The sequence below is a fragment of the Bacillus sp. IBL03825 genome (genome assembly GCF_024712505.1).
In the GTDB taxonomy this organism is placed as follows: Bacteria; Bacillota; Bacilli; order Bacillales; family Bacillaceae_G; genus Bacillus_A; species Bacillus_A wiedmannii.
On the sequence record NZ_JAMXKE010000001.1, the window covers coordinates 5,169,968 to 5,191,176 of the forward strand.

The following is a 21,209-nucleotide window of genomic DNA, read 5'->3' on the forward strand; positions in this document are numbered from 1 at the left end:
GTTATCCTTTGAGCGTATCCATTTCATCTACATGAACCGTCGTACGATTACGATACAAAGCAATTAAAATGGCGAGTCCTACCGCCGCCTCCGCTGCTGCTACAGCCATCGTAAATAGAGAGAAAATTTGCCCTGTTAAATTTGGGAACAAACCTAATTTACTAAACGCTACTAAATTCAAATTGGCCGCGTTAAGCATTAATTCAATACAAACTAATACAATCACTGTATTTCGCTTCGTTAAAGCTCCAAACAAACCGATGCAAAACAAAATAATCGCAAGCGTTAAATATGCAGAAGCTGGAACGCTACTCATTGGAATCCTCCTCTTTCTCATCCTTCTTCGCAAGTATAATCGCGCCAACAAGTGCTACAAGTAAAATAACTGAGGTTAACTCAAATGGAATAATATATTTCGAATAGAGAAGTGTACCGATTTGAAGTGTGTTTTTTTCATGGAGAGGTAAACTTCCTTGTGTGCTTTCATTTGCAAAATCAATATTGTTAACAGCGAAATACATAACTGCCCCAAATGCTACAACCGCAAAGAAGATAATCCATTTTCGAAGAGTAAGACGCGATTCATTTTCTGCGTTATGTTGTGTTAACATAATGCCAAAAATCATAATAATTGTGATCGCACCGGAGTAAAGTAAAATTTGTGCAACTCCGATAAATTCGGCCGATAAAAGAAAGTACAAACCTGCGATACTAAGAAATGTCAGAACGAGAGCTAGCATCATATGCATGACTTTCGTTAAGTTCAACATAAGAATACCGCCGATAATTGCAGACAAGGATAGTATGAAGAATGCTACAAACTCGCCATTCATGCTTTATTCTCCTTCCTGACGTTTTCGTCGTTTTCGTCAAGCCACTGCAAATTTTTAAATAAATCATCACGTGAATATTCCGCGAGTTCAAAGTTATTTGTCATAACAATCGCCTCTGTCGGACAAACTTCTGTACATAAATCACACAGAATACAAATTTCAAAATTAATGTCGTACGTGTCGATAATTTTTCCTTTTTTCGTAGGATCCGGATGTTTTTTTCCCGTTAACTGAATACAGTCTGTCGGACAAATGTTGGAGCACTGATTACAAACAATACACTTTTCCGGATAAAACTTTTGAATACCTCGAAAGCGGTCCGGCAGCGGCAACGGTTGATTCGGATAATCATAAGTCACCTTCTTCTTACTCAAATTGCTTAATGTATATTTTAATCCTTTAAATAGTCCTTTCATCTCTTACTGGCACCCCCCTCATAGATTAGAAGAACAACTCCTTAATCAATGCCGTTAAGAAAATATTTGCAAGTGCAATTGGCAATAATACTTTCCAGCCAAACTCCATTAACTGGTCACCTCTTATACGCGGGAACGTAACGCGGAACCAAATTAATAGAAAGACTACACTGCTAAATTTCAAAGCAAACCATACAGCTCCTGGGATAAATCCAAGGAACATAACTGGATTCCATCCGCCTAAAAAGAGCACTGTAATTAAAGATGCCATTCCGAAGAAATATACGTACTCTGAAAGCATGAAAAACGCCCATCGAAACCCTGAGTATTCCGTATGATATCCAGAAACAAGTTCCGATTCTGCTTCTGGTAAATCAAACGGCGTCCTATTTAACTCTGCTACCGCCGCGATTAAGAAAACGACGAAACCGATTGGCTGCACGAAAATGTACCAAACATTCTCCTGCGCCGCTACAATTTCATTTAAATTCAGGCTACCAGCTAACAAAACGACGCCAATTACACTCATTACGAGCGGAATTTCATAAGAAATCATTTGCGCCGCCGCACGCATCCCTCCTAAAAGGGAATATTTATTATTTGATGCCCATCCTCCAGTTACGACACCAATCGTCGTAATGCCAGAAACAGCAATGTAATACAGTAAGCCTACGCCAATATCCGCGAACTGAAATTTATCAGTAAACGGGATGACTGCAAGCACCATAAATGCCGGTGCGAATGCAATAACAGGTGCTAATATAAACAACGGTTTATCTGCCGCTTTCGGAATACTATCTTCTTTCAGTAATAGTTTTAAAACATCAGCTACCGTTTGTAGTAAGCCGAACCGGCCCCCAACTTGGTTTGGGCCAATCCGCCCTTGCATAAAACCCATCACTTTCCGTTCTGCCAAAATACCATATGTAACGAAGCCAAGGACTGCAAATAATAGAAGCACCGCTAATCCGAAAAAAATGAAGAAATTCGTCCAGCTTGAAGGTGATTGTAAGAGCGTTTCAATCATTAGCCATCAACCTCCCCAAGTACAATATCAACTCCACCTAAAATCGTAATTAAATTGGCGATGTTTTCACCTTTCAATAACTTCGGTAAAATTTGCAAATTGTAAAAAGACGGCCTGCGAAACTTCAAGCGGTACGGCTCTTTCTTTCCATCACTAGCAATATAGCAACCAATCTCTCCTCGCGGCGATTCTATACGGACGAACGCTTCCCCTTTAGGCGCCTTAATGATTTTCGGTACTTTTGCTAGCACAGCTCCGTCTTTTGGAAACTGCTGGACAGCTTGCTCAACAATTTTTAATGACTCCTCAATCTCTTGCATGCGGCAAACGTAACGATCCCAAGCATCTCCCACACTCCCAACAGGAATATCGAAATCAAAACGATCATAAATGGAGTACGGTTCATCCTTGCGAAGATCCCAGTTTACTCCGGTACACCGCAAATTCGCTCCGCTTAAAGAATACGAAATCGCTTCTTCCGCGTTATATATACCAACGCCTTTTACACGATTTAAGAAAATCTCATTACCGCTAACGAGATCATGATAACCTGCTAATTGCTCTCTCATATACGGAACAAACTCTTCCACTTTTTCAATCCAACCGTCCGGCGCATCCCACTTTACACCCCCGACTCTCATATAGTTAAAAGTAAGCCGGGCACCGCATAATTCGTTTAATAAATTTATAATCATCTCTCGTTCACGAAACGCGTACAAAAACGGGCTGACCGCTCCTATATCAAGAAGATTTGTCCCCCACCAAACGAGGTGGCTTGCAATCCTTCCAAGCTCCATTGCAAGCACTCGTAAGTATTCGGCCCGCTCCGGGATTTCAAGCCCCATCATCGTCTCTACAGCATGGCAAATGACGTAATTATTCGTCATGGCCGATAAATAGTCCATTCGATCTGTATAAGGGATAATTTGTGTATACTGTAAGCTCTCGGCAATCTTTTCGGTCCCGCGATGCAAATATCCAATAACTGGTGTAGCTTCTTTAATAATTTCCCCGTCAATCTTAATAACAAGCCTGAATACACCATGCGTACTCGGATGCTGAGGCCCTACATTCAAAAGCATTTCTTCCGTACGGATCATAAGCTACACCTCCACATCATACGGTTCATAATCTTTCCTAAGCGGATACCCTATCCAATCATCCGGCATTAAAATACGTGATAAATTCGGATGTCCCTTAAATACAATGCCGAGCAAATCATATGCTTCTCGCTCTGGCCAGTCCGCTCCTTTCCAAAGCGCTGTCACCGATTCTACTTGCGGCTCTTCCCTATCCAGCTTTACCTTCACCGCTACTGACTGTTTCTTTCCATATGAAAATAAATGAACATATACTTCCATATGTGTCACAAAATCCGTCGCATGTAGCTCTGACATATAATCAAAAGCAAGTCCCTCATGGAATCGCAGTAACTCCATTACTTCATAATATTTTGAGGGCTCCGCCACAAGAGTTGGTACATCTTTTGAAAGTTTATTAATATAGGAATCTACTAATGTATCCTCTCCTATTCTCCCCTTAATAACTTCAACATACTGATTTAAATACGGCTGATTCACGGATGACTCTTCCTGCTTCGGCTCCTCTTCCGCTTTACCTTCAGCGCCCTTTGTCTTCGCCCTTGCTGCCGCAGCCGCTTTCGCCTTCGCTGCTGCAATTGCCTTCGCCTTTTCATCTCCCGATTCCCCATCACCTTGCGAGGCCTTCTGCTTCGCTAGAGCCGCTGCCTTTGCCTTTGCTGCTGCCACGGCCTTTGCTTTCGCCTTAGCCTTGTCCTCTTCCGTTACTTCTTCGGTTCCTTCTCTTTTCTGCTTCGCTAATGCCGCTGCTTTTGCTTTTGCCGCGGCTGCTGCCTTCGCTTTCGCCTTTTCTTCTTCCGGTATTTCTTCTATTCCTTCTCTTTTTTGCTTCGCTAACGCTGCCGCTTTTGCTTTTGCCGCGGCTGCTGCCTTCGCTTTCGCCTTTTCTTCTTCCGGTATTTCTTCTATTCCTTCTCTTTTTTGCTTCGCTAACGCTGCCGCTTTTGCTTTTGCCGCGGCTGCTGCCTTCGCTTTCGCCTTTTCCTCTCCCGTTACCTCTTCTGTTCCTTCTCTTTTCTGCTTCGCTAATGCTGCCGCTTTTGCTTTTGCCGCGGCTGCACGTCGTTTTGCTTCTTCCACAGTCATACCATCATTTTTTGGTAGCGCTTTCTCTTTTTCTTGATCTTCTTCCTCAAGTTTCCTTATTTCCGCATCATGTTTCACAACGAGACGCTTTCTCGCCTCTTCTTTCGCACGCCTAGCCGCTTCTCTTTTCAAATCCTCTAGGTCTTTATTTGGATCACTCATTTATTCGTCACCTGCTTTCCTGTCTTTGCCTCGTAACGAATTTTTTCTTTCAATTTATTAATTCCATAAATTAAAGCGGCGGGATTTGGTGGGCAGCCAGGAATATACACGTCAACTGGTACAATTTGATCCACACCTTTCACAACAGCATATGAATTTACATATGGGCCACCTGCTGTCGCACAAGATCCCATTGCAATCACCCATTTTGGTTCAGGCATTTGATCGTATAAACGCCGAACAATAGGAGCCATCTTCTTCGTTACCGTTCCCGACACAATCATAACGTCCGATTGCCTTGGTGAAGTCCGAAAAAATGACCCAAATCGATCTAAATCGTAATGTGATGAACCTACTCCCATCATTTCAATTGCACAGCATGCTAGTCCGAATGTCATCGGCCATAAAGAATTGCTCCGTGCCCATCCTTTCAACTGCTCCAATGTAGAAAAAAAGATATTTCGTTCTAATTCCGCTCGTTCATTTGGATGTAATTCCTCAAAATTTATAACCATTGTAACACCTTCTTTTTCCAAGCATACGCTAATCCAACTAGCAACATTACAACAAAGATGAGCATTTCAATCAGTGCAAATAAACCGAGCTTGTCATATGCAACAGCCCATGGATATAAAAATAAAGTTTCTACATCAAAGATGACAAACAATAAAGCAAAAATATAATAACGAGCATGAAACCGAATATTTGCATCATGAAAAGGCTCAATCCCACTCTCATACGTCGTCGCTTTCGCTGCACTTGGTTTGTTTGGACGCAGCATCCTTCCTAATGTAAGAGCCACTACCGGCAGCAATATACCTAATAGCAAGAAAATCAAAACGATCATATAACTATTTTCATATACACTTGCCATTGTGAAACCCTCCCCCCTGAATTAAGAACAAGTTCACTTAGTAAACAATATGTCCTAGTTGCAGTAATTATTATTTTTAAATTTTTCTAAATAATGCAACTATTTTAATCATTATAGCAAACTTCAAATTCCTATGTCGATATGTTGGGGACAGAAACGAGAATTATTAAAATCTATTTTTATAACTCGCTATACCTGTGCAAAATAAGTATAGAAATTATATATGTTTTTCAAGAAACAATAAAAAATAAAAAGAGGAATTTATATGTATATACCGTGGGTGAGATAAATGAAAAAACAAACACATGTAAGTATTCTTATAAGCATTATATTGTTGTCTATAGCGATTCATTACGTGGCAATGCCTTTTCTATATGAATACTCATTTCCTTTTCAAATATTAATTGGAATGAGTACCTTATTCATTGATATTATCGCTTGTAGTTATATACTTTATTTTTCAAATAGGAAAGAAGGGTTACCTCGTTTATTTTGGACCATATTATGTGTTGGAACCCTCTCTTATTTCATTGGTGATTTAGTCGTTGCCTATCAACGTTTAATTTTAAAGGATTACTATACATTCGTTGATCCGTCTGACTTTTTTTACCTACTTTTTTTAATTAGCTTTGCATTTGCCTTTCTATATGAAATCATCTATAATCGCGATTTATTAGAAAAGCTTTTTATGATATGTGATATTTGTATTATTGTTACAGCCCAATTTACTTTAAGTTACTACTTACTTATTGAACGAACCATTCACATTTCTTCAACATCCTATATCGACATATTTGTTCAACTTACCTATCCAATGGCCGATTTGCTCTTTTTTCTCATAGGAATCAATCTGTTATTCAAGCCATTATCCTTATTATCAAAAAAAGTTGGTGCGCTTCTTGGCATTGCTTTAATTTTGTATGCTACTACAGATGCGATTTATGCTTATATCAAATACTTCACACCAGAGTATTCTATGTTTACAGTTACTCCTCTCTATCAAGTAACTTTAGTACTAGTAGCAATTGCCTGTATTCTGCATACAAAAGAACCTGAAAAACAAGAGCAAGTACTATTAACCCCTAAACTTGGGGAATCGATCAGATTATCATTACCTTATATTTCTGTAGTAATGCTTATTGTTTTTATATTAGTTGAATATGTTTTTGCACCGATTGTAGTAATCGGGCTTATAATAACTTTCTCCTTCGTTCTCATACGCCATAGTTTAGTTCGAAGACAAAATAAAATATTATTACTAGCCCAAATGCAATTCAACTCGGAACTCGAAAAACAAATTGAACTACGTACAGAAGATTTAGTAGAACAAAAAAATGAACTATATCATAACCAACAGATGTTTAAATCTTTATATGAGCATCATCCAGATCCAATCTTCACCTTAGATTTGTACGGTAATTTTCTCAAAGTGAATAACGCTGGTACTACTTTGCTCGGTTATCAAACGAATGAATTATTAAATCAACCTTACTATTCACTTACGTATGAAGAAGATTTGGAAGAAATCATTAATGCCTTTCATAGCGTAAAAAAGGGGAAATCTATTTCTTTAGAAATACGGGCATATCATAAAAATAGAGATATTTACTACTTGCATGTTACAGCTGTTCCTATCTTTTTAAAGAATCATATTTCTGGGGTTTATTTAATGATTAAAGATATTACGGAAAGCAAACAACAACAAGAACAAATTAATTTTCTGGCATACCATGATACTTTAACAGAGCTTGCAAATCGCCGTTCATTTCATCAATATGTAGAACAAGCAATTGCTCGATCCGAAATATCAAAAAGGCCTTTTGCTGTTATGTTTCTCGACCTAGACCGCTTTAAGGTTATTAATGATACCCTCGGTCATAGGGTAGGAGACCTTCTATTAATTGCAGTAGCAAAAAGACTCGAAAGACTATCGACACCAAGTATGAAGCTTGCCCGGCTAGCTGGAGATGAGTTCACAATCCTTATCGAAAATTATAAAAAAAGACCCGATGTAAAAAAAATGGCTGATACGATTGTAGCAGCCATGAACGAACCATTCGAAATCGAAAATCAACATTTACAAATCTCACCGAGCATCGGGATTGCAATATATCCTGAAGCAGGTGAAGATCCATTGTCTATTTTACAGCATGCTGATATGGCCATGTACGAAGCAAAGAACAAAGGAAAAAACGGTAGCTCTCTGTACACGAAAGAATTGTATAAAAAAATGGAACGAAAAGCTCGAATTGAAAAAGATTTACCACTCGCTTTAGTAAACGAAGAGTTTTATCTCGTCTATCAACCACAAGTTGATATTACGACGAAAAAGATTATTGGTGCTGAAGCATTAATACGTTGGAAACACCCACTCCTAGGTGACATTCCGCCATGTGAGTTCATTCCAATTGTAGAAGAGACGCCACAAGTCGTTCCACTCGGTCATTGGGTATTAAAAGAATCCTGTCGCCAGTTAAAAATATGGCATACTTTCGGCTACACAGATTTAAAAATAAGTGTGAACTTATCCGCAAAAGAGTTCCAGCAAGAGAATTTAATCAAGAACATTTCACAAATACTAACAGACATTAAAGTCGATCCAAAGCATGTAATACTTGAGTTAACAGAACGCATTGCAATGATTGATGAAAAAGAAACATTATCAAGACTAAAACAATTAAAGGAATATGGTATTCAAACGTCCATTGATGACTTCGGTACCGGCTATTCTTCTCTCGCTTATTTATCAATTTTCCCTATCGATACATTAAAAGTACCGAGAGAATTTACACAACTAGCCGATCATCGACCTGAGGAAAGAGCTATCGTTTCCACTATCCTTTCCCTTGCAAATACTTTAAACCTTTCTGTCGTTGCTGAAGGAATTGAAACAGAAAAACAACTTAAGTTTCTACAAAAGAACAACTGTAAATATATGCAAGGCTACTATTTCAGTAAACCACTTACGAGTCATCAATTTATAAAATTTCTACAAAAAACACCCAGTATGAACCAATAGCTCATACTGGGTGTTTTTATAGTGTGGGAATTATTTTCTCGTAATACTCCTCTGCAATTTCTTCATAAAAGGCTGCTGACGTCGTATAAAAATATGGAATTAGCCATAAGAATCCAATCCCGAGTGTAATACAACTTAATATAAACCAACCAATAAAACTTAAACATAAGATGAAATACTCCATCTTATGCCCATCCATCATACGACGGCTTTCTGTAATAGCTTGATTTATGGAATACTCAGGATGATCATTTATTATAAAGTACGTCATCGCATAAGAAAATGATTTAATAATGCCTGGAATAATAAATAATAAAAACCATAAGAAGATATAAATGTTCACTACTATATATAATAAAAATGACTTTATAAACTTACTTCCTTCTGTAAACCATCTGAATATATGCCCAATACGCGCTTCTTTTTCACGAATGATATGCAGAGCTAAATAATAACCACCTAGCGTTAACGGACCTACCATCAACATTGTAATAACGTCTATTGAAAGTGAGTTATTTACTTCTTTCCAATCCCAAAATTGAGAGAAAATGAAATCAATACTAAAACTAAAAGCTGAAATAAAAATCGAAATCAATAATGTTGCCCCGACAGCTAATCCCCATTTCCCTTCTAATGAATCTAACGCTTCTCCTTTTAAATCACTAATCATATTCTTCCTCCTATACGTAATAACTCTATTAGTATAGCATGTTCCTACTACAATTCATCTTTTGAAAGATAGCGATAAAAATGTGCTGTCGTTGTACTCATATACGGGCTAAGCCAAAGAAATCCTATTCCGAGTGTAAGAATCGCTAAAATTGCCCAACCTATAAAACTCAGCCACAACAAAAATAAATCTAATTTGTGACCCTTCATAAGACGCTTACTTTCTTTCATTGCCTGTGACACACTATAATCTGGATTTTCAACCATAACATAGTACGTCATCGCATAAGAAAAGTACATCACAATCATACCAACAATTGAAATAGCTAATAGTACAAAGAAAGCAATAGCAAACGACGTATTTCCTTCTTCACCCAAAAATACAAATAAGGCTACTAGCAACATCGGGATCCATGTACCTGTATATAACAAAATCGCAAGCATTGCCCACATTGTTTTCATCATTCTTTTAAAGCCCCGAAATCCTTCGAATAAGTGATCTACTTTAGCACTTTCTCGTTTACTAATCTGTAAAAACACATTTGTATAACCGTATGATGTAATCCCATACGATGCGTTACTCAAAATTATTATGATGCAATAAAAAATACCAAATGTAATACCTGCTCCAATTGATATTGTTTCCTCTTCAAGTGAACCTGTGAAACCAGCAAATAGTAAAAATATAATAACTCCTGGAATTAAAAGTATAAGCATTGCAGCCATTGAAACAACATAACTTAAAATAAAATATAAAATCGTTGATCCAACACCTAGTCCCCATTTTCCCTTTAAAGAGTGCAACGCTTCTCGTTTCATTTCACCGATCATTTATTCATCCCCTTTATAAATTGTTGTACATTCTCTACTTATACAAGCATCAATATAATTATACCATTTTTGTAAAATTATCCATAAACTCCATAAAAAAATCCGTAAAGGCAAAGCCTTTACGGATTTTTTATTTCATATCAGAAACGTTTAAACGGTTCACGGCACGTTGTAATGCCATTTCTGCACGTTTAAAGTCAACATGTGCTTGTTTATCTTGCATACGTTGTTCAGCGCGACGCTTCGCCTCATTTGCACGATGGATATCGATATGGTTTGCTTCTTCAGCAGATGATGATAATACAGTTACTTTATCCGGACGAACTTCGATAAAGCCACCGCTTACTGCTACATAATCAGTGTGTCCACCATTTTTCAGACGAACTGCACTAATTTTTAATGGTGCAACAGTTGGAATGTGACCTGGTAAGATCCCCATTTCCCCACTCTCTGCTTTTACGCTTACCATTTCTACTTCTTTTTCGTAAACCGGTCCATCAGGAGTTACAATACTGACTGGAAATGTCTTCATAATTCGTCCCTCCTAAGGCCTTACGCCATCATTTTCTTCGCGTTTTCAATAACTTCTTCAATACTACCTACAAGACGGAATGCATCTTCTGGAAGGTCATCATATTTTCCTTCTAGAATTTCTTTAAATCCGCTAACTGTATTTTTTACAGGTACGTAAGAACCTTTTTGACCTGTAAACTGCTCAGCTACGTGGAAGTTTTGAGATAAGAAGAATTGAATACGACGAGCACGATGTACAACTAACTTATCTTCTTCAGATAACTCATCCATACCTAAGATAGCGATGATATCTTGAAGCTCTTTATAACGCTGTAAAGTTTGCTGTACTTGACGAGCTACTTCATAATGCTCTTCTCCTACGATTTCTGGAGAAAGTGCACGAGATGTAGATGCTAATGGATCTACGGCTGGGTAAATACCCATTTGTGTTAAACGACGCTCTAAGTTTGTTGTTGCATCTAAGTGAGCGAACGTTGTAGCTGGTGCTGGATCCGTATAGTCATCGGCTGGTACATATACCGCTTGGATAGACGTGATAGATCCTTTATTTGTAGATGTAATACGCTCTTGTAATTGACCCATTTCTGTTGCAAGTGTTGGTTGGTAACCTACCGCAGATGGCATACGACCAAGAAGGGCAGATACTTCAGAACCTGCTTGCGTGAAACGGAAGATGTTATCGATGAACAGAAGTACGTCTTGTCCTTGCTCATCACGGAAATGCTCAGCCATTGTTAAACCTGTTAATGCAACACGTTGACGTGCTCCAGGTGGCTCATTCATTTGTCCGAATACCATCGCAGTTTTCTTAATTACGCCAGAATCGCTCATTTCGTGGTATAAGTCATTACCCTCACGAGTACGCTCACCTACACCAGCGAATACAGAGATACCACCGTGTTCTTGTGCGATGTTGTTAATTAATTCCTGAATTAATACCGTTTTACCTACACCGGCACCACCGAATAGACCGATTTTACCACCCTTAATGTAAGGAGCAAGTAAGTCTACTACTTTAATACCAGTTTCAAGAATTTCTACTTTAGTAGATAATTCTTCGAATGCAGGTGCTTGACGGTGAATTGGATCACGACGTACATCGGCAGGAACCTCACCATCTAAGTCAATTGCATCACCTAATACGTTAAATACGCGACCAAGTGTTGCATCTCCAACTGGTACAGAGATTGCTTTACCAGTATCTTCTACTTCTGTACCACGAACAAGTCCGTCTGTGGAAGACATTGCAACTGTACGAACTGTATCATCACCTAAATGAAGTGCAACTTCAAATGTTAAGTTAATGCTTGCTCCGTTTTCGTTGCTTTGTTTTACCGTAAGGGCGTTGTAGATTTCTGGTAGCTTTCCGCCATCAAACTTAACGTCTACAACCGGACCCATGATTTGCGTAACGCGCCCTTTATTCATCGGGTTCCCTCCTAGCTTTCTTTTAATTAGCCAACTTGCTACGAGCAGTTAGCTTTTCATTTTTTATTGGTTTATAGCTTACGCGACTCTTTTGAAAGAGCCGCCTACGCTTTTATAGAATCTAGTTCCAGCGACTAGAACATTCGGTCATTTCGTGCCTTCCTGCGAGGCAAACTACGCCTCTTCGTCAGGAGCTCCAATGCCCTCTTGTTCTGGACGAGCCGCTTCCACTTTTTAATACTACTCTAACGCTGCTGCTCCACCAACGATTTCCGTAATTTCTTGCGTAATCGCTGCCTGACGCGCACGGTTGAATGAAAGTGTAAGTGAATCGATAACTTCCATTGCGTTGTCTGTAGCACTCTTCATTGCTGTCATACGCGCTGCGTGTTCACTTGCTTTACCGTCTAGTAATGCACCGTACACTAAGCTTTCTGCGTATTGTGGCAATAGTACTTTTAAAATTTCTTCTTCAGAAGGTTCGAATTCATAAGCTGTCGTCGGTTTGTCAGACGCCACATCAGTAAGCGGTAAAATTTTATTTTCCGTTACTTCTTGTGAAATTTTACTTACGTAATGGTTGTAGTAAATATACAGCTCATCATAAGCACCATCTGCAAACATCGCAATTGCTCGAGAAGCAAGATCTTTAATATCAGTAAATGATGGGTGGTCAGATAGTCCAACTACTTCATCAATGATGTTAAAGCCGCGACGTTTTAAATAATCACGTCCTAGTCGGCCAAGCACAATAATTGAATATTGGTTTGAATCCATATTATGACGTTCACGAATTACGTTACTTACTGTACGTAATACGTTACTGTTATAACCACCTGCTAGTCCGCGATCAGATGTAATAACGATGTACCCTGTACGCTTTACAGGACGCGCATTTAGCATCGGATGATTAATTCCTTTACTTCCTTGCGCAATGCTCGCTACTACTTCTTGAATCTTTTCCATATACGGAACGAAAGATTTAGCATTTTGCTCTGCACGGTTTAACTTAGATGCAGATACCATCTCCATCGCTTTCGTAATTTGACTCGTTTTCTTTGTCGAGTTAATCTTCGCTTTTATATCGCGTAAAGATGCCACAGGTTTTCACCACCTTTTTTCCGGAAGTTGGCACGATTAGTAAGAATTCTCTTCCTAATCTACGTTGCAAGATATTCTTGCTCATGATTGAAGGAAAAGAATAGGTGCACCTACTCTTTTCCTTTACATAACCGTCAGCAATCTCAAAACTTGAGATGCCTTATATATATTATTATCTAGCTCCAGCGGCTTGAATGTTCGGTGGCTTCACTTCTTCCTACGAGGCAAAGACCGCCTCTTCGTCAGAAGCTCCATCCCCCTCACATTCAGGACGAGCCGCTTCCGCTTTTATTATTCAGAAGCTACGAATACTTTTTTAAATCCATTAATAGCTGCTGCAAATTTGTCGTCATCCGCAAGTTTCTTAGTTGTGCGGATTTCTTCTAATAAGTCAGTCGCATTAGAATCTAACCAAGCATGGAATTCTTCTTCGAAACGAGTGATATCTACTACTGGGATATCATCTAGGAATCCACGTGTTAAAGCGTAAAGAATGATAACTTGTTTCTCTACACGTAATGGTTTGTGTAATCCTTGTTTTAATACCTCAACAGTACGAGCACCACGGTTTAGTTTCGCTTGAGTTGCTTTATCAAGGTCAGAACCGAACTGAGCGAACGCTTCTAACTCACGGTAAGATGCAAGGTCAAGACGAAGTGTACCTGATACTTTACTCATTGCTTTAATCTGAGCAGATCCACCTACACGAGATACAGAAGTACCCGCATCGATCGCTGGACGTACGCCAGAGAAGAATAGGTCAGATTGTAAGAAGATTTGTCCATCCGTAATAGAAATTACGTTTGTTGGGATGTAAGCTGATACGTCCCCTGCTTGTGTTTCGATGAAAGGTAGTGCAGTTAAAGAACCGCCGCCTCTTGCATCACTTAATTTTGCTGCACGCTCTAATAAGCGAGAATGTAAGTAGAACACATCCCCTGGATATGCTTCACGACCTGGAGGACGACGTAATAGTAATGAAAGCTCGCGGTAAGCCGCTGCTTGTTTTGATAAGTCATCATATACTACTAATACGTGTTTACCATTGTACATGAACTCTTCACCCATTGTTACACCAGCATAAGCAGCTAAGTATAATAATGGAGCTGGTTGAGAAGCTGATGCAGTTACAACGATTGTGTAATCTAATGCACCGTGCTTACGTAGTGTTTCTACTACGTTACGTACAGTTGATTCTTTTTGTCCGATAGCTACATAGATACAAATCATATCTTCATCTTTTTGGTTAATGATTGTATCAAGCGCAACTGCTGTTTTACCTGTTTGACGGTCACCAATGATTAACTCACGTTGACCACGGCCAATTGGTACAAGAGCATCGATCGCTTTAATACCTGTTTGAAGTGGCTCATGAACAGATTTACGATCCATTACACCTGGTGCTGGACTTTCAATTGGACGAGTGTTTGTTGTATTGATTGGGCCTAAACCATCAACTGGTTGACCTAATGGGTTTACAACACGACCGATTAGTTCTTTTCCTACTGGTACTTGCATGATGCGACCAGTACGACGAACTTCGTCACCTTCACGAATTTCTGTGTAAGGTCCTAAAATAATGATACCTACGTTGTTTTCCTCTAAGTTTTGTGCTAGTCCCATAACGCCGTTAGAGAACTCTACAAGTTCACCAGCCATAACGTTATCAAGACCATGAGCACGCGCAATACCGTCACCAACTTGGATAACTGTACCAACATCACTAACTTCGATTTCAGACTGATAGTTCTCGATTTGTTGCTTTATCAGTGCGCTAATTTCTTCAGCTCTGATGCTCATGTGCTTCACCCCTATCTATTCTTCATTAATTCACGCTGAATACGTGCTAATTTTCCTTGTAAGCTTCCGTCGTAAATGCGATTTCCAATACGTACTTTAATGCCGCCTAGTAAATCTTCATCTACAACATTTTTTACGCGAATTGCATCTTTTCCCGTTCTCTTTGCAAATGCTTCTGCAATGTTAAGCTTCTCTTCTTCTGATAGAAGACGAGTAGAATATACAGTTGCGTCGGCTACGTTACGTTCTTCATTAGCAAGAACAACATATTCATCTGCAATTTCAGGTAAGATATCAATGCGTTTGTTATCAATTAAAATATATAACGTATTTAAAATAGATTCAGAAACAGATCCGAATACGTTTGCAAGAAACGTTTTCTTTTGTTCCTTTGAAATGTTCGGTTGCGTTAAAAAGCTATGTAGTTCTTCGTTCTTTACATAAACGTTTTGTACAAGGCGTAATTCCTCTTCAAACATTTCTAATACGTGTTTTTCTTTTGCAATTTTAAAAAGAGCGACAGCATAACGTTTTGCTACAATCCCATTGCTCATCGCGCTTCTCCTACTTCTTTAATATAATCGCGAATTAACTTAACTTGATCTTCTTCTTTTAATTCTTTTTCAATTACTTTAGAAGCAATTTGAACAGATAAAGAAGCGACTTGTTCTTGTAAAGCAGCAATCGCTTGCTCTTTTTCGCGTTGAATTTCTTGTACAGCAGATGCTTTAATTGATTCTGCTTCTTCTTTCGCAGCAGCAACAATAACATCTTTTTGATCTACAGCTTGTTTTTTCGCTCTTTCGATTAACTCTTGTGCTTCAACACGCGATTGTTTTAACATTTCACGTTGTTCTTCTACTAATTTCTTCGCTTCAGCGTTACTTCTTTCTGCAGCGTCGATTTCATTAGTAACATGCTCTTCACGTTCTTTCATAATTCCCATTAAAGGACCCCACGCAAATTTGCGTAGCATTACTAATAGAAGTAAGAAAATGAACAATGTATAAGCAATCGTTCCAAATGGAATGGAAGCCCCTAATAATAAAGTTGGCACAAGGATTCACTCCCTTCAAAATATCTAAATTGATCATATGAAAAAAAAAGACATACGTTTCGTTCATAAAGCAATGGCGAAGAAAGTTCGGAAAAACACTCTTCGCCATCTATGTAAGGGGAGTCTCCCTTATTTGTTCATTACGATGAATGCAATAACTACACCGATGATTGGAAGTGCCTCAACTAAAGCAACCCCGATGAACATAATTGTTTGAAGCGCGCCTTTTAATTCTGGTTGACGAGCAACACCTTCGATTGTACGTGATACGATAAGACCGTTACCAATACCTGCACCTAATGCTGATAAACCAATTGCAATTGCAGCTGCGATTACACCTAAACTCATTTAATTTGTCCTCCTTTGTATTATAAAAAAATAATTTTTTTCTTACTTAAATTATATTAATGGTCATGGCTTACTTTATGAGCCATATAAACCATCGTTAACATAACGAAAATAAATGACTGGATTGATCCAACGAATACACTGAATCCCATCCATGCTAACATTGGTACAAGCGCACCTAATGCTCCGAGGAACGATGCCCCGCCTAACTTAGCAAGTAATCCTAATAAGATCTCACCTGCATAAATGTTACCGAATAAACGAAGACCTAACGTTAATGTGTTAGCAAACTCCTCAATAACCTTTAATGGGAATAAGAATTTCATAGGTTGGAAATAACCTTTTACGTATTCTTTCGTACCCTTCATCTTAATTCCATAATAATGGGTGAGGGTAACTACCATCACGGCTAATGTTAATGCAACTGCTGGATCAGACGTTGGTGATCTCCACCATGCAATATGTTCGCCAGCCTCAACTGTTGAATACATGAATGGTAAACCAAGGAAGTTCGATACGATGATAAACATGATAAGCGTAACGCCAAGCGTTAAGAAACGTCCACCTGTTTTCCAGTCCATCGTACTATTGATAATCCCTTTCACGAAGTCAAACACCCATTCCATGAAGTTTTGCATCCCGGTTGGGCGAAGGGCTAAACTGCGAGTTCCAATAACAGCGATTAAGAAAACAATAACTGCTGCTACAGTAACCATCATAACTGATGACAAATCGAACGTTAAACCTAGAAATTCAACTAATTTACCGTGTTCCACTAGTAATTCACCTCTCTTCCCTGCTCTTATACTCTAAATAAAGAAAATCTATGATCATGACAAGGTATCCTGTCAGCAATCCTACACCTAGGCCCCACATCGCAATTAACTCTTGATATTTGGCTGCAAATAAAATTAATAATCCAATCGTGGCGAATCTCGAATATGTACTTACTGCTGTCGCCTTAAATTTTACGTTTTCTCCATTTGTTACGCGATCCAACAGCTTGTCTGTTCTACGTGCAATGATGCGCAAACTAAGAAAACTGAAAATCGTTCCGATAATCAGCCCAAGAAATACATCCTTGTAAGAGGTGAATCCCCATCCTAGCACTAGAAGCGCAAGCAAGTAGTACATATATTTCTTTTGTCTTTGGACAAGTCCATGTACGTCTATCATCATTGCTCTCCCGAATAGTAATGTCGAATGAGTCGAATCATTGCGTATATCCCTGTTCCTAATCCGAGTAATAACCCTATAATAAGAAACAATGGAAACGTTCCAACCTTACTATCAATCCACTGCCCACCAAAGATTCCAATAAGAATAGAACCGACTAACTGAGCAAGAATACCTGACATTAAAGCATAAGCTTTTATATGGCTGCGATCGTTTTTTTGCAAGGATTCATCCCTCCAATATGTAACCCTCATTCACGATGTATTAATAATAACTCATTTTTTTGCATAAATCCTATACAAAATAAAAAGTTTACATTTTCGTCACGGAATAGATGTATTTTTGTCACTGAAAGCCCTACCATCTATCCCCGTTGTTAGCATACAATAGGGTATTAACAGTGTCAACGAGAAATCGTAAAAAATCAAAAAATTTGAGTATTAGTCATTTCCTCCCAAAAATGAAAACGTTCCCCTTCTAAATACTGGTTAGAGATATGCAATTTCTAACAGTTTTCTCTTTATAATAGAAGGAAATGTTCACAAGTTTGTCACTATTATATTTTTAAGATATAACGCTTTCCTTCCATAATATAGTGCTCTTTAGACGTAAGACTTCTATATTATATGTGATGTGTATGCAACTTATGTTGTATATACTATGTATATTTATCCCCCCTCCCCTACCTCATCAAGGTACAAAAAAACGAGAGGGAACCCCCTCTCGTCAGTTGTCTTACTTCGTTCCGAATAAACGGTCACCAGCATCACCAAGACCTGGTACTACATATCCGTGGTCATTTAATTTCTCATCTAATGCTGCTACATAAATATCAACATCAGGATGTTCTTCTTGTACTACTTTTACTCCTTCTGGAGCTGCAACGATACACATTAATTTAATTTGTTTTGCACCGCGCTTTTTCAGAGAGTTAATTGCTTCAGCTGCAGAACCACCTGTTGCTAGCATCGGATCTAGTACGATGAAGTCACGCTCTTCTACATCCGTTGGAAGTTTCACATAGTATTCTACCGGTTGCAATGTTTTAGGGTCGCGGTATAAACCAACGTGCCCTACTTTTGCTGCTGGAATTAATTTCAGAATTCCATCAACCATTCCTAAACCTGCACGTAAAATCGGAATTAAACCAAGCTTTTTACCAGCGATCACTTTTGTTGTCGCTTTGCTTACAGGTGTTTCAATCTCAATGTCTTTAAGTGGAAGATCGCGAGTAATTTCGAAAGCCATTAAACTTGCTACTTCGTCCACTAATTCACGAAAATCTTTCGTACCTGTATTCTTATCGCGAATATATGTAATCTTATGTTGAATTAACGGGTGATCAAATACATACAGTTTTCCCATGTGAATCTCTCCTTTAGATGATATTCATGCGTTTGCACGCTTTTTTACACTATTTACGATTGTAAAGAAAACGCTACTAATATTCAAGGGCAAATTTGGCAAAATCATGATTTTACGATGAATCTATCTAGTATCTTTACCAATTATGGGAGCTGTATCCTTCATTATATCGCCAAAATTTATTCATCATTTGTATACATACTTAAAGAACAATATATGTCCAAAAAAAACTGCCAAAACAATTACGTCTCAGCAGCCTTCTTTCATCTATTATAGGTCTGTGTACATTGGGAATTTGCTCGTTAACGCTTCTACACGCTTACTTGCTTCTTCTAATGCAGCTTCATTTTCATGATTTTTTAATGTATAAGCAATAAGTGACGCAATTTCATCCATGTCTTCTAAACCGAAACCACGAGATGTTACAGCTGCCGTACCGATACGTACACCGCTTGTTACAAATGGGCTTGCTGTTTCAAATGGAATTGTATTTTTGTTCACTGTAATACCAACTTCATCTAATACGTGCTCTGCTACTTTACCTGTGATTTCTAAGTTACGAACATCGATCAGGATTAAATGATTGTCTGTTCCACCAGAAACAAGTGTAAGTCCTTCTTTTTGAAGACCTTCAGCTAAGCGGTTCGCATTATTAATGATATTTTGTGCATATGTTTTAAACTCATCTTGTAGTGTCTCACCAAATGCAACAGCTTTTGCAGCGATTACGTGCATAAGTGGACCACCTTGAATACCAGGGAAGATTGATTTATCAATTTGTTTTGCAAATTGCTCTTCACATAAAATCATACCACCACGTGGACCACGTAATGTTTTATGTGTTGTCGTTGTAACGAAATGTGCGTGTGGTACTGGGTTTGGATGTAAACCAGCAGCTACTAAACCAGCGATATGTGCCATATCAACCATAAAGTATGCACCCACTTCATCTGCAATCTCACGGAATCGTTTGAAATCGATAACACGAGGATATGCACTTGCACCTGCAACGATTAATTTTGGTTTATGTTCTTTCGCTTTTGCTAATACATCATCGTAATTAATACGGTGAGATTCAGCATCCACGCCATATTCTACGAAATTATATTGTACTCCACTGAAGTTAACAGGGCTTCCGTGTGTTAAGTGACCACCATGAGATAAATTCATACCAAGTACTGTATCGCCTTGCTCTAAAATCGTAAAGTATACTGCCATGTTCGCTTGTGCACCAGAATGTGGTTGAACATTTACATGCTCTGCACCAAAGATTTCTTTCGCGCGATCACGTGCGATATCTTCCACTACGTCTACGTGCTCACAGCCACCATAGTAACGTTTTCCAGGATATCCCTCAGCATACTTATTCGTTAAAACAGAACCTTGCGCCTCCATTACTGCTTCACTTACGAAGTTTTCCGAAGCAATTAACTCAATCTTTGAACGCTGTCTTCCTAGTTCTGCCTCAATTGCAGCAAATACCTTTTCATCTTGACGTTTTAAATGATTCACCAAAATCCCCCTTTTCTGAACGAATTACATCGATTCCCAATAGTTTTTTCTCATTTATTCAGAAAAAACGAAAATTCAGGTTGTAATTCTTTCGAACCTTCATGTTTTCAACTACATTCTAACATGACTTTCTATATCATAAAAGAAAAAAAAGACCGAAAATCGGTCTTTTCTTTCTTCTATTATAAAGTCAGACTACATACCTTTTATCTTTCGATATAAAGCCATTATGCGACTTTATAATTTTTTATGTCTAACGGCAAGTGATAGTCTCTTCCTTCGCCGCATAAACAGCACGTGCTCCACCAATTAGTTTTCCACGTGTTGTTGCCATCGTTACATGCGCACTTCCAATTTCCTTCACACCTGTACGAACCGGAACAGCTACATGCTTTAAATGCATACCGATAAATGTATCACCAATATCCATTCCTGCATCTGCTTTAATAAACTCAATTACTACCGGATCTTTCAAATTGTGATACGCATATGTTGCTAATGCACCACCTGCTGATCTAACAGGCGTAACTGTTACAATTTCAAATTGATATTTCATCGCTAACTCTCTCTCAACTACTAAAGCACGGTTTAAATGCTCACAACATTGAAACGCCAACTCAATACCTGTTTGCTCTTGAAATTGTTTTAACTCAGAAAAAATCGCCTCTGCTACTTCCATCGTTCCTGATGTCCCAATTCTTTCTCCTAGCACTTCGCTCGTGCTACATCCCACTACAAAAATTTGACCACTTTGTAATGAAGCTTGTTCTTGGAAATCAGAAAGCGAAATTTGTAACTGTTCTCTTACCTTTACGATTTCTGTCATTACGCCTCTTCCTTTCACAGGTTGGTTCACCAAATTATATTTCAT

Annotated in this window: 25 protein-coding genes; 1 reads left to right on the forward strand and 24 read right to left on the reverse strand. The window is 38.6% G+C overall.

What is annotated here, in order from left to right; genetic code table 11:
- Position 1: 1 nt before the first annotated feature.
- Genes nuoK through nuoA form a run of 8 tightly spaced genes read right to left on the reverse strand, consistent with a single transcriptional unit; the run spans position 2 to position 5,498 of the window.
- Complete coding sequence (gene nuoK, locus NHG49_RS26710; RefSeq protein ID WP_000100078.1) at positions 2–316, reverse strand: NADH-quinone oxidoreductase subunit NuoK; 315 nt, start codon at positions 314–316, stop codon at positions 2–4.
- Positions 309–833: an NADH-quinone oxidoreductase subunit J gene (locus NHG49_RS26715; protein ID WP_064476115.1), complete on the reverse strand. Its 525-nt coding sequence runs from the start codon at positions 831–833 to the stop codon at positions 309–311. Before NHG49_RS26715 ends, nuoK begins: the two co-directional genes overlap by 8 nt.
- Positions 830–1,249, reverse strand: a complete 420-nt coding sequence (nuoI, locus tag NHG49_RS26720) for an NADH-quinone oxidoreductase subunit NuoI (RefSeq protein WP_000677191.1) — start codon at positions 1,247–1,249, stop codon at positions 830–832. The genes NHG49_RS26715 and nuoI overlap by 4 nt, the downstream gene beginning before the upstream one ends.
- 25 nt (positions 1,250–1,274) lie before the next feature.
- Positions 1,275–2,276 (reverse strand): NADH-quinone oxidoreductase subunit NuoH, encoded by a 1,002-nt coding sequence (gene nuoH, locus NHG49_RS26725; protein WP_000573437.1) that lies wholly within the window; start codon positions 2,274–2,276, stop codon positions 1,275–1,277.
- Positions 2,276–3,376 (reverse strand): NADH-quinone oxidoreductase subunit NuoD, encoded by a 1,101-nt coding sequence (gene nuoD, locus NHG49_RS26730; protein WP_098101694.1) that lies wholly within the window; start codon positions 3,374–3,376, stop codon positions 2,276–2,278. Before nuoD ends, nuoH begins: the two co-directional genes overlap by 1 nt.
- Before the next feature lie 3 nt (positions 3,377–3,379).
- Positions 3,380–4,624: an NADH-quinone oxidoreductase subunit C gene (locus tag NHG49_RS26735; protein ID WP_258126748.1), complete on the reverse strand. Its 1,245-nt coding sequence runs from the start codon at positions 4,622–4,624 to the stop codon at positions 3,380–3,382.
- Positions 4,621–5,139, reverse strand: a complete 519-nt coding sequence (gene nuoB, locus NHG49_RS26740; protein WP_000236331.1) for an NADH-quinone oxidoreductase subunit NuoB — start codon at positions 5,137–5,139, stop codon at positions 4,621–4,623. The genes NHG49_RS26735 and nuoB overlap by 4 nt, the downstream gene beginning before the upstream one ends.
- The gene (gene nuoA, locus NHG49_RS26745) at positions 5,130–5,498 is read right to left on the reverse strand and encodes an NADH-quinone oxidoreductase subunit NuoA (RefSeq protein WP_000179273.1); all 369 of its coding nucleotides are present in this window, start codon (positions 5,496–5,498) and stop codon (positions 5,130–5,132) included. Before nuoA ends, nuoB begins: the two co-directional genes overlap by 10 nt.
- 289 nt (positions 5,499–5,787) lie before the next feature.
- Here nuoA and NHG49_RS26750 point away from each other — a divergent pair, with 289 nt between their 5' ends.
- The gene (locus NHG49_RS26750; RefSeq protein WP_064476112.1) at positions 5,788–8,517 is read left to right on the forward strand and encodes a putative bifunctional diguanylate cyclase/phosphodiesterase; all 2,730 of its coding nucleotides are present in this window, start codon (positions 5,788–5,790) and stop codon (positions 8,515–8,517) included.
- A 16-nt stretch (positions 8,518–8,533) separates the two neighbouring features.
- On the opposite strand, the gene NHG49_RS26755 is transcribed toward NHG49_RS26750, so the two are convergent.
- From NHG49_RS26755 to NHG49_RS26830, 16 genes are all read right to left on the reverse strand, one after another.
- On the reverse strand, positions 8,534–9,187 hold the full coding sequence (locus NHG49_RS26755) for a DUF975 family protein (protein WP_258126751.1): 654 nt from the start codon (positions 9,185–9,187) through the stop codon (positions 8,534–8,536).
- Between the two features lie 47 nt (positions 9,188–9,234).
- Positions 9,235–10,017 carry a DUF975 family protein gene (locus NHG49_RS26760; RefSeq protein ID WP_098101700.1) on the reverse strand — a complete coding sequence of 261 codons (783 nt, stop codon included), beginning with the start codon at positions 10,015–10,017 and terminating at the stop codon, positions 9,235–9,237.
- Positions 10,018–10,147: 130 nt separating this feature from the next.
- A complete protein-coding gene (gene atpC / locus NHG49_RS26765; protein ID WP_000847214.1) occupies positions 10,148–10,549 on the reverse strand; it encodes a F0F1 ATP synthase subunit epsilon in 402 nt (133 codons plus the stop codon).
- A gap of 20 nt (positions 10,550–10,569) precedes the next feature.
- Positions 10,570–11,979, reverse strand: coding sequence for a F0F1 ATP synthase subunit beta (atpD, locus tag NHG49_RS26770; protein WP_002113041.1), 1,410 nt, complete (start codon positions 11,977–11,979; stop codon positions 10,570–10,572).
- A gap of 240 nt (positions 11,980–12,219) precedes the next feature.
- Positions 12,220–13,080, reverse strand: a complete 861-nt coding sequence (atpG, locus tag NHG49_RS26775) for a F0F1 ATP synthase subunit gamma (protein WP_000157696.1) — start codon at positions 13,078–13,080, stop codon at positions 12,220–12,222.
- A gap of 291 nt (positions 13,081–13,371) precedes the next feature.
- On the reverse strand, positions 13,372–14,880 hold the full coding sequence (atpA, locus tag NHG49_RS26780; RefSeq protein WP_000027511.1) for a F0F1 ATP synthase subunit alpha: 1,509 nt from the start codon (positions 14,878–14,880) through the stop codon (positions 13,372–13,374).
- A gap of 11 nt (positions 14,881–14,891) precedes the next feature.
- Positions 14,892–15,434, reverse strand: a complete 543-nt coding sequence (gene atpH, locus NHG49_RS26785) for a F0F1 ATP synthase subunit delta (protein ID WP_046960138.1) — start codon at positions 15,432–15,434, stop codon at positions 14,892–14,894.
- Entirely contained in the window at positions 15,431–15,937 is a 507-nt protein-coding gene (atpF, locus tag NHG49_RS26790; protein WP_001142625.1) for a F0F1 ATP synthase subunit B, read from the reverse strand. Before atpF ends, atpH begins: the two co-directional genes overlap by 4 nt.
- A gap of 129 nt (positions 15,938–16,066) precedes the next feature.
- Complete coding sequence (atpE, locus tag NHG49_RS26795) at positions 16,067–16,285, reverse strand: F0F1 ATP synthase subunit C (RefSeq protein WP_000052064.1); 219 nt, start codon at positions 16,283–16,285, stop codon at positions 16,067–16,069.
- A 56-nt stretch (positions 16,286–16,341) separates the two neighbouring features.
- Positions 16,342–17,061: a F0F1 ATP synthase subunit A gene (gene atpB, locus NHG49_RS26800; protein WP_000399874.1), complete on the reverse strand. Its 720-nt coding sequence runs from the start codon at positions 17,059–17,061 to the stop codon at positions 16,342–16,344.
- A gap of 7 nt (positions 17,062–17,068) precedes the next feature.
- Positions 17,069–17,461, reverse strand: coding sequence for an ATP synthase subunit I (locus tag NHG49_RS26805; RefSeq protein ID WP_000567600.1), 393 nt, complete (start codon positions 17,459–17,461; stop codon positions 17,069–17,071).
- A complete protein-coding gene (locus NHG49_RS26810) occupies positions 17,461–17,685 on the reverse strand; it encodes an AtpZ/AtpI family protein (RefSeq protein WP_001171220.1) in 225 nt (74 codons plus the stop codon). Before NHG49_RS26810 ends, NHG49_RS26805 begins: the two co-directional genes overlap by 1 nt.
- Positions 17,686–17,711: 26 nt before the next feature.
- Positions 17,712–17,825 carry a DUF4024 domain-containing protein gene (locus tag NHG49_RS26815; protein ID WP_075309829.1) on the reverse strand — a complete coding sequence of 38 codons (114 nt, stop codon included), beginning with the start codon at positions 17,823–17,825 and terminating at the stop codon, positions 17,712–17,714.
- A gap of 371 nt (positions 17,826–18,196) precedes the next feature.
- Entirely contained in the window at positions 18,197–18,826 is a 630-nt protein-coding gene (upp, locus tag NHG49_RS26820; RefSeq protein WP_000517539.1) for a uracil phosphoribosyltransferase, read from the reverse strand.
- A gap of 270 nt (positions 18,827–19,096) precedes the next feature.
- The gene (gene glyA / locus NHG49_RS26825; protein ID WP_064476109.1) at positions 19,097–20,338 is read right to left on the reverse strand and encodes a serine hydroxymethyltransferase; all 1,242 of its coding nucleotides are present in this window, start codon (positions 20,336–20,338) and stop codon (positions 19,097–19,099) included.
- A gap of 253 nt (positions 20,339–20,591) precedes the next feature.
- On the reverse strand, positions 20,592–21,209 hold the full coding sequence (locus NHG49_RS26830; RefSeq protein WP_098101704.1) for a TIGR01440 family protein: 618 nt from the start codon (positions 21,207–21,209) through the stop codon (positions 20,592–20,594).